At 41.5% G+C, this 16,977-nt stretch carries 11 protein-coding genes; 2 read left to right on the top strand and 9 right to left on the bottom strand.

Translation table 11 applies throughout. The features are described from left to right. Positions 1 to 152 precede the first annotated feature (152 nt). The gene (gene argH / locus DQW11_RS04760; protein WP_113922825.1) at positions 153 to 1,490 is read left to right on the top strand and encodes an argininosuccinate lyase; all 1,338 of its coding nucleotides are present in this window, start codon (positions 153 to 155) and stop codon (positions 1,488 to 1,490) included. 13 nt (positions 1,491 to 1,503) lie between these two features. Here the strand turns inward: argH and DQW11_RS04765 are convergent, their stop codons facing one another. The 7 genes from DQW11_RS04765 to DQW11_RS04795 form a co-directional block, all read right to left on the bottom strand. Then, positions 1,504 to 2,037, bottom strand: coding sequence for a hypothetical protein (locus DQW11_RS04765; protein WP_113922826.1), 534 nt, complete (start codon positions 2,035 to 2,037; stop codon positions 1,504 to 1,506). 250 nt (positions 2,038 to 2,287) lie between these two features. Then, complete coding sequence (locus DQW11_RS04770; RefSeq protein ID WP_113922827.1) at positions 2,288 to 2,863, bottom strand: YceI family protein; 576 nt, start codon at positions 2,861 to 2,863, stop codon at positions 2,288 to 2,290. 148 nt (positions 2,864 to 3,011) lie between these two features. Continuing rightward, positions 3,012 to 3,536 carry a hypothetical protein gene (locus DQW11_RS04775; RefSeq protein ID WP_232826678.1) on the bottom strand — a complete coding sequence of 175 codons (525 nt, stop codon included), beginning with the start codon at positions 3,534 to 3,536 and terminating at the stop codon, positions 3,012 to 3,014. A gap of 12 nt (positions 3,537 to 3,548) precedes the next feature. After that, positions 3,549 to 4,844, bottom strand: a complete 1,296-nt coding sequence (locus DQW11_RS04780; protein ID WP_113922828.1) for a hypothetical protein — start codon at positions 4,842 to 4,844, stop codon at positions 3,549 to 3,551. A 12-nt stretch (positions 4,845 to 4,856) separates the two neighbouring features. Further along, positions 4,857 to 5,432 carry a YceI family protein gene (locus tag DQW11_RS04785; protein ID WP_232826679.1) on the bottom strand — a complete coding sequence of 192 codons (576 nt, stop codon included), beginning with the start codon at positions 5,430 to 5,432 and terminating at the stop codon, positions 4,857 to 4,859. Positions 5,433 to 5,631: 199 nt separating this feature from the next. Continuing rightward, positions 5,632 to 7,302 carry a DUF6909 family protein gene (locus DQW11_RS04790; protein ID WP_113923218.1) on the bottom strand — a complete coding sequence of 557 codons (1,671 nt, stop codon included), beginning with the start codon at positions 7,300 to 7,302 and terminating at the stop codon, positions 5,632 to 5,634. Positions 7,303 to 7,402: 100 nt separating this feature from the next. Then, on the bottom strand, positions 7,403 to 7,921 hold the full coding sequence (locus tag DQW11_RS04795; RefSeq protein WP_113922829.1) for a DinB family protein: 519 nt from the start codon (positions 7,919 to 7,921) through the stop codon (positions 7,403 to 7,405). A gap of 68 nt (positions 7,922 to 7,989) precedes the next feature. On the opposite strand from DQW11_RS04795, the gene DQW11_RS04800 reads away from it, so the two are divergent. After that, positions 7,990 to 9,339: a M28 family metallopeptidase gene (locus DQW11_RS04800; protein ID WP_113922830.1), complete on the top strand. Its 1,350-nt coding sequence runs from the start codon at positions 7,990 to 7,992 to the stop codon at positions 9,337 to 9,339. Between the two features lie 297 nt (positions 9,340 to 9,636). Here the strand turns inward: DQW11_RS04800 and tamL are convergent, their stop codons facing one another. Together tamL and DQW11_RS04810 are read right to left on the bottom strand one after the other, a co-directional pair. After that, positions 9,637 to 11,931, bottom strand: coding sequence for a translocation and assembly module lipoprotein TamL (tamL, locus tag DQW11_RS04805; RefSeq protein ID WP_113922831.1), 2,295 nt, complete (start codon positions 11,929 to 11,931; stop codon positions 9,637 to 9,639). Then, complete coding sequence (locus DQW11_RS04810; RefSeq protein ID WP_113922832.1) at positions 11,924 to 16,903, bottom strand: translocation/assembly module TamB domain-containing protein; 4,980 nt, start codon at positions 16,901 to 16,903, stop codon at positions 11,924 to 11,926. The genes tamL and DQW11_RS04810 overlap by 8 nt, the downstream gene beginning before the upstream one ends. Between the last annotated feature and the right edge of the window lie 74 nt (positions 16,904 to 16,977).

The raw sequence follows: 16,977 nt of genomic DNA on the forward strand, positions 1-16,977 counted from the left end.
AACCCAAATTACCATTCACCGAATAAGACAAGGTTTGAATATCCAATGAAGCAGCAGTGGACTATCGACTATGGACTGTGGACCAATTATCTTCGACCGGACTCATATTTCAATAACCAATAACTCAATAACCATTAACTCAATATCCAACCATGAAACTCTGGCAAAAAAATACAGGATCAAAAATTGAAGTTGAAAAATTTACCATCGGCAGAGATCCTGAATTTGATGCAATCTTGGCCCCATTTGATGTTTTGGGATCGATGGCACATGCCATCATGTTGGAAAAAATCGGTCTTTTGGATGCTGATGACCTGATCTTGCTAAAAACAGGTCTGAAAGAAATTTACTTGGAAATAGAAAAAGGCCAATTCAAAATCGAGAAAGGCGTGGAGGATGTCCACTCACAAGTGGAATTTCTTTTGACTCACCGGTATGGTGATGTGGGGAAAAAACTACACAGCGGCCGTTCCAGAAATGATCAGGTCTTGGTAGACCTGAAGCTGTATTACAGGGCCGCGATCAGAGAAATCGTCGAAGCCACTGAAGAACTTTTTGGCTTATTGATCCATCTATCTGAAAAACACAAGAATGACCTGATGCCGGGGTATACACATACCCAATTAGCGATGCCATCTTCCTTCGGGCTTTGGTTTGGTTCTTTTGCCGAAGGCCTCACAGAAGACTTGGATTTGTTGCAGGCAGCATACAAACTTTCTAATAAAAATCCTCTTGGCTCGGCTGCCGGCTATGGTTCTTCATTTCCCTTGGACAGGACATTGACGACCAAATTACTGGGTTTCGAAGACCTTCACCACAATGTCATCAATGCACAGAACAGCCGTGGAAAAACAGAAAAAACAATTGCTTTTGCCATTGCCGGCATATCCGGAACATTGAACAAACTGGCAGCGGATGTCTGTATTTTTATGAACCAGCACTTTGGGTTCATCTCATTTCCTGATGACCTGACTACCGGAAGCAGCATCATGCCACATAAAAAGAATCCGGATGTATTTGAATTGATCCGGGCCAAAACCAACCAACTTCAGGGAATCCCAAACACCATCACTTTGATGCTGACCAATACGACGACGGGCTATCACCGGGATCTCCAATTGTTGAAGGAAGCAATATTCCCAGGAATTGAAACCTTATTGGATTGTATCAGAATGACCACTTTTATGCTCAATGAAATCAAAGTAAAAGAAAACATCCTCGCGGATCCATTTTTCAAGCATGCCTTCAGCGTGGAAGTAGTCAACGATTTGGTTTTGAATGGAATGCCTTTCCGGGATGCTTACAAAAAAGTCGGATTGGACATTGAAAAAGGAGATTTTCATCCGGACCAAAACAAAGTAGCCCATACCCATGAAGGAAGTATCGGGAACCTATGTACTGCCGAAATCAAAACAAAAATGGAAAAGTCAATCAGTAAATTTGATTTTGAAAAAGTAGACAATGCTCTAATTCAGCTTTTGTCGATATAAATTAGGCAGAAATCTAAAGAACTGAGTAAGCCAAAACTATTTCAAGGTCAAGGTTTTCATCAACTTTGACCATTCCACCCATCTTGCTAGGCGGGGATAATCCCAATTGGGAAAATTGGATATCGACATTTGCTTTGACACCTTCTTTGACCCTTACCAATTCAAGGTCTCTAAATGTAAGCTGCTTGCCTGCCAAAGTCACAAACATGTTGCAATAAAATTTCCCGCTTTTCCTTACCCAATTGGTGACCCTGACTTTGGCGGTCGGGTATTCTTTTGCTTTGATGGTCTTGCGAAAATCCTTGTTAAGTATAAAATTTCCGCAACCGAAATTTTCCACGATTACATTAAGGTCAAGGTCAGGCATTCCATTTTGGGGATGCATTATTAATGATTGGTTCAATCCTTTTTCTACATACCGGCAATTAAATCCGCCCAAAGAAGTTTTTCCTTTAACAGAAATCCTCTTCTCCTTTATCACATAAGTTTCGGAAACCTCAGAAGCAACAAATAGATTAAAAAGCAAAAAGAAAAACGTCACATTCATACTTACCGGTTTTGGGAATCTAAATCTAATCCATTTCTGCCAATCTTTATAAATCTGTTCAGTCCATTCTTCCAATCATCCAATCGATGAATTTTTCATAAGCAAGAATTCCCTTCCCGTAGGTATCGGGAGTTATTTTTTTGGGATTTTTCAACATGGCATATTTTAATAAAATCCATTTGTACTAAGAAATACAAACAACTCTCAAAACAAGGCCCATTGGAAGCGAAAAATGGCTTAAACAATGAAATCAATTGCTTGGCTGAAAACCGGTATTGAAAACAATGCGTGCGTCATCGTGGGTCTTAATCAGCCCCATGAAATTTGTGGGTGTAACAATATTGAAGTCGGAGAATTTAATGGGAATCTCACCCTGAAAATTAATCTGATTACCGCTTTGACTGACTTTGACCGGAAAACTAGTCTTTTTTGTAACCCCGGCAATCGTTAAGTCCCCATTTGCTTCCAAACTGCTGCCACTGCCTGTGACTTCCCGAAGGGTGAATTTTACAATTTGGTACTGACTTGTTTTCAAAGCTTCATAGGCGTGCTTATCCAATCCTTTGGTGCCGCTTTTCAAGCTTTCAGCAGGCATTTCTACTGTGAGACTTTGGATTCCTTGTAATTGGTCTCTTTCCATGGTGAATTTTCCCTGACCTGAAGCCTTCGGGGATGTCATGGTCCAGACCCTGATAGTGGACTTTCCGATGATTTTTAGTTCGCTTGAAGTCAAGGTGTAATCTGTCTGGCCTTGGGCAGGATATATAAATGATGCCATCCAAATAATGACTATTGGAAAAAGCACCAAAGGTTTGATTTTTTTCATAATTGATGTGGAATATTGAAAGCCGAAATCTAAATAACCCAAATGAGGAGATTTTACTTTCAGCTTTCTCTTGAGAAAATTGATGAAGGAAAACCTCTTTTTACTACCAATAATTCAAATCAAAAAGCGAGTAAAGAGGTGGGATAAATCAAAAACCCAAGGTAAAATCCAAGGTAAGCTTCTCTTCTACTTTAATCATTCCACCCATTTTTTTGGGTGCTTCCAAATCCAGGTCATCAAAACTCAGCACCAGATTGGCATGGAGTCCTTCAGGTACCCTTTTCAAAACCAGAGAAGGAAAATCAAGTCTTTTACCTACCAAAGTAACTGAAAGGTCGCAGGTATAATGTCCATAATTGGACTTGAGGTTTTGTACTTTGACCTTGGCAGAAGGATACTTATCTGATTTGACGGTATTTCTGAAATCTCTATTCAGTAAAAAATTACCACATGAAAAATCCTGAACCGGGATGTCAAAAACCATTTCTTTTGTTGGTCCCACAAAGTCAATAAATAACGTATCCTTCAAGCCTTCTTTTGAATAATCGCAACTGAATCCACCGATCGAGGTCTGACCACTTACCGTGATCATTTTTTTGGTGACTATTACCTCTCTCTCTTTTTTTTCAGGATTCAGAAGAATCAAAATTAGGGCTAGAAGGATACGCATCATGCTGTTTTAGAATTAGAATCCAATCACACCTTCGATCATCAGACCATTGAATTTACCGCCGTTTCTGATATCAGTGGCAGCGAAGTCATTGTAATTCTGTTGAACGTATTCCAATTTGGCAAGGACGTTTTTGGTTACAAACCAGCCACCACCGATCTGGATTCTGTCTAGGCTTACATCCAATCCTGAGCCTGCCAATTTACCGTTAACTTCGTTATACCTTCCGGCTACGTAGAATTTTTCACTTCTTCCAAATCTGTAGACTAAGTCAAGACCTGTTTGTTTCCAAGTTCTGTCCACTGTTTCGTTGGCAGCCCTACCTGTTGATTGCTCGAAGTTACCAAAGAGTTCCAATCCGTGGAATTTGATGAAGGGGTTGATCACAAAGGCAGTGATGTTATTTGTTTGACCGGGGTTGATACGTCCTGAGGTGAAGTTAGCAGAAGTAGATGCCAAGGTGTTTTCCATAACCAAGTAGTATCTTGAACCTGCACGGTCACCACCCCACAAAGTGTTTCTTGCTGAACCTGAAGTGGTGTAGATAGAACCTGTCAATCTCACTCTCAAATCGTCAGAAAGTTGTTTGTCGTAACCCAATTTACCGATAAATGAAGGCTTTCTTGCGGCCGGATTGGTTACACCACCCTGGATTTCACCACCTGTGACAGCAGCCATTGCCAGGATACCGTTGGATTGGAAGAACAACTCACCACCAACTTCCGTGGTAAAGGCATCCATGATGTAGTTTCCAACGAAGGCATTGTACATAGCATTACCGTTGTCAGTTCTTCTGAATTGGGCATCACCATAGTTGATTTGCATGTGACCTACACGTAAAGTCAGGTATTTATCAAACCAGTCGGTATTACCCACGTTCAGGAAGGTCAGTTTGTCAACCTGCAAGTAGCCACCTTTTACCCATGTTTCCGGGTGGTGTCTTGAAGACAGGTAAGCAATCAAGTTCAATCTCAAACCATCTGCCAAGGCCACGTCAATGTTAAGGTTGGCGGTGGCGAGGTTGGTTCCTGCACCAATATCAATTAATTGGTTCAAATTCACATTGTTTGCATTCAATACAGGGTTTGCAGTATTTGAATGGCTCAAATTTTGCCACTGTTGAGTGAAATGTCCACCTATACGGACTTTCATTCCTTCATAGTCTACAGTATCAGCTTTTCCGGTTTCGAAAATATTGATACCTCTTTGGTCATAAGGTCTCCAGAATTGTAAGTCTCTCTGTAGTCCTTGGGCAAGTGTGGATAAAGATAATCCCACAAAAGCGATCGCAGCAATAAAATACTTTTTCATGATGTAAAGGTTTTAATTGATAGGTTGAAATGTTGTTTTAAATGAAATTTTTACTTCGTCTCTGGTTTTTACTGTTCCCATCAGAGCAGTTGGCGGGGTGATGGAAAACGTTGTAAGTTTTGTATCAAAGCTTCCTTCAAAAGTGAATTTGTTTCCGCTTTGGGTCACCTTCAGCGGAAAAGATGCCGGCTTGGTCACGCCTGCGATTGTAAAATCGCCTTTTGCCTGAAAGCTGCTTCCGCTGCCTGTGATTTCTCTTAATGTGAACCTGATTTCTTTGTTCTTACCAGTGTCAAGCGCCTTGTAAGCATTGTTGTCCAAACCCTTCGTTCCGCTTTTGAGACTTTCTGCTTGGGCTGATACCGATGCACTTTTCACGCTTTTCAATTGGTTTCCCTCTACTACCAAAAGAGCTTCGCCTTTCGCAGTATTTGTGGTCATGGTCCAATCGTGAAGTGAGGAACCCCCGTCAATCTTTAAAGTGGGAGAAGGAGAAAGTGTGTACTTGGTTTGTGCCTGAAGTGCCGAAATTGCTGATACCAGGATAAAAATCATTATCGCTGATATCTTCTTCATTCTGTTTTTCATAATCAGTTGTGTTTGTTTGATGATGCTAAATTGAGGATATGCATCTCATTAAAACATGATCAAAATCATTTAATAGTATGATTTAAAGCACAACGATATTTTATGGATTAAGTCAAAATAAAAAAACAGAACTTCCTCAAAAAACCAAGAGAAAATTCTGTCTAAGAAGAAAAAAGCGTAATAAAATAAATACTATAATTTACTTAAATAATTTTTCCAAAATTTTGTATGTTATTAAGTAAGTCGGTCGCACCCCTTCCATGCCCAATGCGCCGGATGCCAGCGTGCTTCCGGTCTCCAAAGGATTGTCCGAAGCATAATAGGCATAGAGTACTTTTACATTTTTGGTGATGTTTTGTCTGATCTTACTTTGGGACTGTATGGCCTTTTGATAATGTGCCCCTTCCATTTCCAATCCTATGGCCTGCCAGCTTGACTCCATAAGGTAACTCAGGACATCTTTGTTTTGGAGCGATGTCCCCAAAACCGTAAACATGGTTCCTTCATAGACTCCCAACCCAAATCCTTCAAAGTCCTGCCTCTTCAGCTCGTTTTTGATGGGGTAATTGTCCGCTGTACCTTCAAAAACATGGCTCGTTGGAATCATGATGTCTCCCTTTTTTCCGGTAAGAATCCCTGCTTTGCCCATGATGGAAGCGGAGAGAACATTCAATGGATAGGATTTGCCATTGATATGGTCGTAAGGCTTGAGCAATTCATCAAAGCACTCGTATGCCTGTTCACCAAAAGCATAATCCATAATCAGAATTACCGGCTTTTTCTTGTCGTCCTTGTTGATTTTGACCCCAGGGATGAGGGAATCGTTGGACATTTTGGAGGTATCGATGACCTGCACATTAATATTGGTGCCCGAAGCATCATGGACTTCTATGAGTCCATTATTCAGGGCAAAGCTCCATATTTCCTTTCCTTTGTTGGTTTTGGAACCGGTACTGATATCCATCGCCACATTTTCTATTTCCTCAAATGAATTCAATCCCAATGCCTGATGACCGTAGATGGTATTGGTCACGCTGTGGAGATTGGCCGAGATGATGTGGATAGGTCTTTCTATCAATCCTTGTTCAAACAGCACGGATTTGATGGTATTGGCCCAAAGTTCCCCATATACATGGTGTCCTACCCGCTGTCTCAAGGTGGAGGAAAAGGAGATTTCGCGGTCTTTGCCATTGAAAAACTCATCCATGGCCAGCTTCCCCAAATGATAGACTATTGAAAAAAGACTGCTTGTGTGCGGAGAAGTTTCAAATTTTTGAACTGCCTCATGTGTTTCATCAAAAGTCCTTCCGATGACATGACTGAGATAGGAACAGGCGACTTCCTTATCAAATTCCTCCCCATTGACTTCTTTTTCAACGGTTTTTTCCAACATCTCCCAGTTCAGGTCAAACCTGCCTTTGTGGTCTGTGCTGTTGGTTTTGATTTTTTCTGACTCTATGTACAGAAAAGTAATGTGGGTCAAAATATCGTAGATGTCAGATCTACCCCTGGTCATCTCCACATACATCTGATCCTGATCTACCCGGTAGCAGTTTCTTTTTCGCTTGGCAGGAATAATCGCTGAAAAAGTTGAATTCTCATATCCTTCCCTACTGATCAGCCTGATATAGCGGCATTGTTCGATACCCCTTGGAAGCCGCTCCATGACGTACAACAATCCGTCTAATTCAATTTTTTCCTCATTGCCCAATAGCCCGTAGATCTCCGGACTCAGCACCAAAAGTGAATCTACAAGCGATTCACCTGAAACTCCCATCGGCTTATAAGACCCTCTCATAAAAAGGTGTCTCATTGTAATGTAGAGTTTTTCAATGGCGGCCCGTGATTCTTGTGCGCGTGTTCTTTGCATCATTTTTAAAATATTTTGATTGGATAAATTCGACAAACTTAATCAATTTTACCCAATTGATCAGGTTAAATTTTCATTACCCTTCCTGCCCTATCCTAGTTCAGACGTATTTCTGCTTCAATACATTTATATGATGCTCCGCATGTCCTGCAATGATATGGATCAGTGCCCTGACAGAAACCCGGAAACCATTGGCATTTCCGATATTGGTGTAGGAGGATTCCGGTAGGTTCTTTACAAGCGAAACCAATGCCTTCCTGGAAAATTCAAATTCTTCCAATAAAGCTGAAAGCGGGATATGGTTAAAATCTGCATTTACCACATATTGGTCCTGATCAAATCCAGGAAGGGCAGCTTTTTCTCCCCGTGCAAAGCACAAAGCCCTAAATGTCATGATCCTATCGGTATCGATGATATGTCCCAAAACTTCCTTGCCTGTCCATTTTCCCGTTTCATAGGCGAGCAGGCTTTTTTCTTCTCCCATTTGCTCATAAAATTTCCTGATCTCATTCACTTGTTCAGAGAGCAGGGAGGGAATATCCTTTCCTATGACCCAATTGACATAGCCGGTGTAATAGGATTCGTATTCTCCTTCGCGGGGCACTAATAATTCGTTCATGTAATTCTGGTTTATAATTGAGATTTCTACGGGTAAATTTAGCCCATTCACCTTGAGCATTTCAGATTATGAAAAAAATTTTACTCCTCTTTGCTTGTTTCACTTTCAATTTTGCTTTTGCCCAGACTCAGATTATCCACCGCAATGCTGAGATCGAAAAGATGGTAAAGGAAATTTCGGCCACCAACCTGGAGAAATATGTCCGGGACCTTGCCGGATTCAGAACACGGCATACCCTAAGTCCAAACAATCCAAAAGAAGGAATCTCAGCTTCCCAACAATATGTCTTAAACCATTTCAAATCTTTTGAAGCTGCCTCAGGTGGCAGGCTGACTTCTTTTATCGACACCTATACCATCCCTGCGGACAGCAGAAGGATCCCTACAGACAGTCAATCCGGAAATGTCATGGCCACGCTCAAAGGGACGGATCCAAACGATGACCGGGTTTTTATTATTTCTGCCCATGTCGATAGCAGGGCTTTGGATGTGATGAACACTGAAATCGATGCACCGGGAGCCAATGATGACGGTTCAGGTGTGGCTGCAGTCATCGAATTGGCTAGGATCATGTCCCAAAAATCCTTCCCTTCAACCATTATTTTTGTCGCAGTATCAGGTGAAGAGCAAGGGCTGAAAGGTGCTGCATACCTTGCAGAGAAAGCCAAAAAAGAAAATTGGAACCTCGTCGCCATGCTCAACAATGACATGATCGGCAACAGCAATTCCTCAGAAACCAATATCAATGACAATACCCGGGTCAGGATCTTTTCCGAGGGGGTTCCTGCTGCGGAGACGGAGCAAATGGCTGCCATCAGAAGATACACCAACGGAGAAAATGACAGCAAATCCCGTCAGCTAGCCCGATACATGAAAGAAGTAGGCGAGAGATATGTCGATCAGCTTGAAGTGAAATTGGTATATAGAAACGACCGTTTCCTCAGAGGCGGCGACCACACACCTTTTGCAAGGGAAGGATTTACAGCCATCAGGGTTTGCGAAATGAACGAAAATTACTACCACCAGCATGAAAATGTCAGGGTAGAAAACGGCATCCAATACGGCGATTTACCGGAGTTCGTCGATTTCGAATACATGAGAAAAGTAACAGGAATCAACTTGGCTTCATTGTATTCGATGGCTTCAGCACCTTCCGAACCACAATCCGTCGGCATAGATGTCAGAAAACTGAGCAACACCTCCACACTCAGGTGGGAAGCTCCCGCCAAAGGAAAAGCCAAAGGATATTATGTGCTGATGCGTGAAACGGATTCTTCCAATTGGGAAAAGAAATTTTACACTGAAGCAACTATCCTGACCATTCCTTATTCCAAAGACAATTATTTCTTTGCTGTCCAATCAGTCGGTGAAAATGGCCATGAAAGCATGGCTGTATTTCCTCAGCCGATAACCAGGTGATCTTTATCTTGATTGTTGAAAGTCTTCCAAAAAATGATATTTATGGATACTTGATATTCATTGATATTGCTTCAAAAACAAAGGCCAATCCCTTTATTAAACTTGGGTAACCAAACTACCATTGTTGATAGTTAAGAAAAAAGTCAGTGAAGACACTGACTTAGGCTTAGGCTGAGACAAGCTTTGAAAGTAAAAGGAAATGTTTGAGGGTGGAAAATCTTATATCGCCGAAGGCATTATATCAACATATATCGCACAGCATATATCCATTTATATCGCACAGCATATATCCATATTTTAGAACGGATACCCTATCGCAAAGTTGATGACCATATTTTCTCTTCTCCAAGCCGGATCAAATATGTAAAAAGTATCCAGCCATCTGTCATCTTCCGGAAGCCAAGGTTTACGTACCGGAAAAGCCAAGTCGAAACGCAACACAAAAAGGCTGATGTCAACCCTCAGACCAAACCCTGAACCTACACCAAGCTCTTTGGCCCAATCTTTGGAAAATTTTCCACCGGGAAGCGCTTCGTTTTCATTGAACAACCAGATGTTACCTGCATCGACAAAGAAGGCTCCTTTCAGGTATTTGTTAAAGGGAAATCTCATTTCCACATTACCCTCCAACCTGATATCACCTGCTTGGTCAAAGAATCCGCTTGTACTTCCCCCTTCGGGTAAAAAAGTACCTGGACCCAAGGACCTGATTCTAAATGCCCTCACACTCCTTGGACCTCCAGCGAAAAATTGCTTTACGAATGGCAGTGAAACCGAATTGCCTAGAGGAACACCGACACCGCCATAAAGCCGGGTGACAAGCATAGTTTCTTTGGTGAATTTGTGGTAAAACCTCAGATCCATATCATTTTTGATGTATTGGGCATATTCCAATCCAAATGCAAAACCGGGATTTTCTGTATCAAATAAGGTATTTATTCCTTTCAAAAGATTACCGGCAAGATCAATTGTGGTCGAAAAGAAAATGGCATTCTTCCTATGCGCATCTACCAGCTGGTTATAATTAAAAGTGTAATTCATTCCTAAAATAAACTGTTGTTCAAAACTCCTTCTCAAAAAAGGATTAGATTCCAAAATCTCATCAAATTCCGGAGTAGTACTTCTCAAATTGACTATACTGACACTGATGGGATTGAATTCGTGGTAGACGTATTTGTTGATGTTCCAAAAATAACCAAACGAAGAATTATAGGAGTTGATAAGGTACAAATCTGTCCTGTTTTGATATTCTATACCCGCCGTAATCCTGGTTTTTGGAATGGACAATTTGAAACGGTTCATCACCGGAACAGGAAAAAGTACCCTTGGAAAAACCAAAGATCCTTGAAGTCCAAGCTCGATGGATTGCTGGGCCTCTCTATCGCCTGATTGCAACTGTACTTCATATCCCACTTTCGCTGTCAGGTTGAATGTCTCTCCACCGTTAAAAATGTTCCTGTTTTGGAAATTCAGAATCAGAGCCGGACCCACAAAACTGTTGGACTTGGTGACACCCTGGATTTCCGCCCGCACTGCCCTTGTATTGAGCGGTGACAAGAGAATCCTGGCATTAAGGGGATAGGTTCCGTCCTCATTCCTGACGCTATCTGTTTCTTCAAAAGAAATATTGACAAACCTAAAACTACCTATTGAAGAAAGCCTGTTTGAAGTTTGTCTCGAAATTTGCGGGTCGAATTTAGCTCCTTCTCTAAAAAGGATATAATTTTCAAGTAAATGTGGTTTGAAAACCTCCTCTGCCTGGATGATATCGATGCCGTTGATCGTGACTGTATCTTCATGGGCTACATCTTCACTGATGGAATAATTTGGAAAAACCTTGATGTCCCGGATCGTATAGGGATATTTTGATTTAACAGGTGTATTGGTTTTGAGTCTCAGATAAAGATCAAATCTCCGGTCTTCATATTGATTTGTATCAGCTTCGAACACCAACAAATCCGCATTGAAATTATAATAGCCTTTTGATTTAAGGTCCAGATCCACCCTTTCCCTTTCCTTCTTCATAGCCTCCAAGTCAAGCTTGCTTCCTTTGACCAATTCTGTTTTGTCCAGGGTTTTTTTGATCTCCTGAATGATTTCCAAAGAATCACCGAGCAGCTGGTAAGTCTCGAGTCGATAGGGTTCACCAAATTCCAAGGTATATTCAACATGGGCGAATTTCCCCTTTTCAAAGATTTCGTATTTTTCATTTCCAAAAAAGTACCCCAAATTTTCCAGTCTATTAAACAGAATATTGGTGGTTCGCTCAAGCTGGACATCACTGAGGTAGACGGGTTTTTCTCCAAATCTTTTGCCCAAAAACTTATTTATAAATCCCGGTTTCTCTTTGCTGCTTTTGTAATGTGCCCAGAGTCCAAATCTAACTCCCAATATTTTGCCGTTGGGATCAGGTTTGATAAGAGAATTGAGGTCACTTTGGAGCGAAGATCTTTCGGATTTGGAGAGAGGGGCCTCAAGAATAAGCTCATGTCCAGTGTACAGTTTCTGACCTTCTGGAATAAACTTTTTGACGCCACATGAAAAATTCAGGAGGAGAAAAAACACCAATATGTTTCCCAATTGTCTAATCATTCCCTGTCTTTTTTTCACTTTCCAACTTTTCTTCAGATTCCTCCACCTCATTACTCTCCTCTTTCTTTACAGCTTCCTTGATACTTTTTCTCCAAAGTTCCTTAAAAGCATTAAATTCCCTATTAAAAATAAAAGATACTCCGGTCACCACCAACTGACCATCTATGACGGATTCAAACTGGTTTTTGCGGTATGCTTTTGCCCGCCACTGTCCTCTCTGATCGAGCAGGTATTCCACACCCACATCTCCAAACAGCGCATCACCCTGGTTTATTTCCTGATTTCCACCTTCTACATCTACCTGTCCTCCGACAGAAATTACCAATCGGTCATTCATAAGGGATTGTTTGGCAGCGACATTGAGTTGCGTCCTGTCCTGGGCCGCCCCAGTCTGGAAATCCGTGTAAGAATCCAGGTCAAAATCCAAAGAGAATCCGGAATCACCAAAGAGTTTTCCCGAAAGTGCATTGAGCTGACTGGAAAGGACCTGGCTGACAGACGAGCGGGCAAGATTGACAGAACCTCCGGAAGAACCATCATTACCCACTACCGGGAAAAACTGGTTGAGAACCAACAAAGAAAAGACTTGCTTGGTCAGCTCATCCTCCTGCTCGTTGATCTGCTGGATCATGCCATACACACTTCCCCCAAAAGCTCCCCTTTCCTGCTCTGCGAGATCCAGTTCGAATGAAATTTCAGGCTTCATCAATTCCCCATCAATGTTCAAATAAACCATAAACGGTAGCACCTGCCTGAATTGGCTTGCAGTGCTTTTGTCCGTACCACTGAGCTGCGCCTGCATCAGTTCCGCTGCAGAAGTCCTGATATTGTAGATGGCGGTGAGGTCGAGAGTTGCATCCATGGGATCACCTTTCCAAATCACCGTACTGCCTGGTGCAAGTTCAAATCTCCTGTTGACCAAATTAAACAGGTTCATTTCATAATGTCCGCTTTTCACCTCATACCTTCCCGAAAGGGATATGTCTCCATTTGGGTCCATCAACATATTGAGGTCAGCCTCACCCTGGATTCGCAGGTTGTCATTGGTCCTTTCATCTACAATTAGATTGAAAATTGTCTTTGGGTCAATCTTGAGATTTGCTTTGACATCATAGCCTTTGATCCCCTGTGTCAACGATTCTCCTTCCCTTCTATAAATAATATCGTAAGGATCCTGATGGTTTACAAAAATCACAACTCCCGTCCGCTCCACGAGGTCAATGCGGTCTTCCGGTACGATAAAACTCACTTCCGTGCCCTCATTGACTTTGAGCTGCATGTTCACTACCGGCAAAGAGGCACTTCCTCCAATCTGCAGATCAAGATCCACCGATGCTTTGCCAAAGAAAAGGTCACTGTCTGCCCGGGTGGAATTCATGACCTGAAACCCTTTGGTCTGAAGTTTCAGGTCCAAGCCGACATCAGCAAGATTTTCAGTAAGGACTTTGCCATTGATCACAAAGGCATCTCCCAATGCATCTTTGATTGTAAAATTTTTGAAATAAACCCCACTATTATCCAATTCAATCAACTCATCAGGAAAAGTGAAACTTGTATTCAACAGACTGACCAAAAATCCCGCCTCTTTGAATGCAACTTCCCCTTTATAGACCGGTTCTGCAACAGACCCTTTTACCTCAAATTCCCCTTTGATAAATCCTTTTGGTTGCTTCAAAGCACTATCCGAAACAATTTCCAAAATTGACATTTGCAGTGCATTTAGATCGACTTTAAGGTCCAAGTCTGTCCGTGCTGAATCTGCCAATATGGTCCCGAAAATATCAAGGTCGACTTTGCCTTCCTTCAAAGCCAGATTAAAATCATATTCCTTGATGCTTAATGCCGAAGCTTTCAGATCCAATTTACCAAGGGGAATGTTAACCAGTTCAAAGTCCCTGATAGACAGATCGGCCAAAAAACCAATGGCACCAAAAGGGTTGACTGCGGTTAGGTTTCCATTCACAATACCTTCGGCAAGGGGATTTTCGGGATTCAGAAAACCGAGAATGGAGTGCAGGATAAAGTTTTTGAATTCAATACTGAGTTGGTCTTCACCTTCCTCAATAAGATTATTTTTCAAGCCCAAAGATTGGTCACCGTTGGAGAATACAAAATTTTGGAATTGTAAAGACTTAGGGGAATAAGTGACCAAATTGTCCTCAGGGATATCCCAGTTTTCTTTGTTGAAAATAAGGTCCTCGGTCAAAAACCGTACTTGGATGGTATCTCCCAGATTCGTAACCTCCGACATAAGGTTGATCACCGTATCTTCCTTATACTGGGAATTAAATCCAAAATTTACTATTTGGTCTTTGAAATCAGCATGCATCCTCGTTTTTCCCACATTAAACGGTTCATAAAAAAGGCTGTTAAATCCCAAATCAAAATTAAGGGTCTTAGCATTTCCGTTAAGGTCAAGCAGGAAGGTATCCAGATTGGCATTTAAGTACAGCAAATGAGGCATCCGTACCCGTGAATGGATGCTTTGTTCTGAGGAGTTGAACCCAAACTCAAACAAAAGGGTATCCATTTCGTCTATATCTGCCAACAAAAGCTGGTCAATAAATGGTGTGGGATGAAATTTGAACAATGACTCAGCCACGAGTTCACCGACAAAAAGAGAGTCCGACCTGCCGACAATGACCTGATTAAAATAATCTTCCAATGCCAAAGTGAGATTTGACAAAGAACTGTTGACAGTAAAAAATCCGTCCAAAAAGTCCGATTGGACCTTTAGATCCGACAATATATCTGAAAGTGTGGCGTCCATTTTTATCAACCCAATCGGGAAATCCCTGTTTTCCAAGTGAAAAGTCCCATCAGAAAGCTCTATTGCAGCAGAAATTCCTTCCGGGTTTCCGCTAAGGTTTCCTGAAATTTGGAATTTAGTATCGATATCTTGTTTAGTAGCCCCGATCGATTTGGTATTGAGTCTTTTGACTTCCATCAGGAAATTTAACTCCGGATAGACTGTGTCAATTTTCACTGTGGAATTCAAAGTGAAATCAAGGTATTCTTTGGCAAATCCCATTTGCAAAGTAGCCACGGTATCCTTGGCAGAAAGTGCCAACTCAGTTGCTGAAAGATCGACGTCGGCCCAGGCTAATTGGCTAAAATCCACTTTCATCAGACCTTCCATGTCATATAATCCTGTTCCTTTGCCATCAAGGCTAGACACCAGGCTGATAGGCTTCAGATCAGGCAATTCAAGTATTTTTCCAAGATCTAACTCCACTATTTCCAAATTCGATTTTACAAAATACCTTCCTTGTTCTAAGATTGTTCCATTTAAGGCAACTGTTCCATCGCTTGTTTCCAGTAACAAATCCGTCATGAAATCTGCCATACTCCCATCCGCCATCGCAGTCAATTGAATATTTTCGGGCAGAGAGTAAGATTCCGAATCAAAAAAAGGTTCAAGGACTTTCCCTTTGGTTTTGAACACCATTTCAGGAATATCGACATTCAGCCTATCCAAGTCAGTGGCATTTCTGATCCGTGCAGACCTGATTCTCATGCTGGTATTCTTGCCATAAGCAAGGTCAAAACTTGGGATTTTCAAATTGGTCATTGTGCCGGAAACATTGCCCGAGGCCCTGATCCCATTTTTTCTTAATTCCTTGAAATAAATGTCACTTGCCAATTCCGGTACAAAGTAAAGGGCTTCTGATACATCAGTTTCCAGTTGCTGCAAGCGGATATCAAAACCTGAGTTTTCAGGATTATTGATAAAAGCATCCATGCTTTTGTAAGAAACCAAAAAATCCCCTCTGAAGACAGATTTGGCTGTTTTGGTATCAAATTTTCCAATCTTAATATTTTTGTCATCTGCCTCCAATTTGGCTTGGAGCCTTTCTATAGCCAATCCGCTGCCTTCTTGGAATGACAATAAATCTATGACAGCTTTTGCCTCTTGGTCTTTCAAGAAAATACTGTGGGTTTCAAAGTTGAGTCCGGTGAGGGTGATGGCATCAGGATTGAAAATCCTCTTTTTAATTTCAGATTCCCCCGAAAAATAACTGAGTTCATTATTTTCAAATTTGATGGAACCCACTTCCACCCACCAATCGGGCCAAGAAAACGGAACCTGTTCTTGGCTGACCGTTACACTTGGCGTATTGCTCGTAGGGGTTAACCTGAGGTCGATTTTAGAATCGGACAAGGACAGGGATTTAACCAAAATCTTGTTTTCTTCTAAGTTGGCTTCGGGAAGGGATAGGTAAAAATCCCCGATGTCCATCTTTGCCGAAAGACCATCCGGAATGGATCCGTATTCAATTTTGCTGTTTTGGATTCTTACTTTGTCCAGCGCCAACAATGGCAACGGAGAACTAGAAAGCGTATCCGGATTTTCAGAAGGAGGAAAAGCGTGGGTCTGAAGGTAGTTGATGTCGGCATTGTCAATGAGGATATTTTGGATGCCAAAGTCCATCTTGTTCAGATCGAATTTATCAGAATCGATCGTGATTTCTTTCCATTGGGCCCTGAGGTTGATCCCCAATGTTTGGTCTAAATATTTCAATTTGAAATTTTTCAATTCTACCAAACCAAAAGTAAGGTTTGGAAAAGCGGCAACACTGTCCGGTTGCTGAACAAGTTCTGTAGAATCAACCGGAGTTACGAAAGCATCGATCAAAAAATCAAAATTAAAATTCTCAGTCAACGAATCCCTAGTGACATTGGCCTCCAATCCATCCCACCAGATTTTTGAAACCTTGATTTCTCCGTCCCTGATCAAAGGCATAATAGCCAGGCCGGTTTCCAGATGATGGGAATAAACCAAGGTATCTCCCTCTAAATCTTCAAGGTAAAGCCCATTCAAATAAATATTACCTCCGAAAGTGATAAAGAGTTTTTCTATACTGACCTGGGTTCCTGTTTTTTTGGAGACAAATGAAGTCGCTTTTTGGATGATGATGTTTTGTCCCCAGGGGCTTCTGATAAAAAAGAAAAGACCAACCAGCAAAAGCAATAAAACCGCTGATGTGATGCCTAAAGTCTTTAAAAATATCCTGATAAACTTTTTGATGAACTTTAAATTTAAAT

Source organism: Cognataquiflexum aquatile (assembly GCF_003316845.1).
Classification (GTDB): domain Bacteria; phylum Bacteroidota; class Bacteroidia; order Cytophagales; family Cyclobacteriaceae; genus Cognataquiflexum; species Cognataquiflexum aquatile.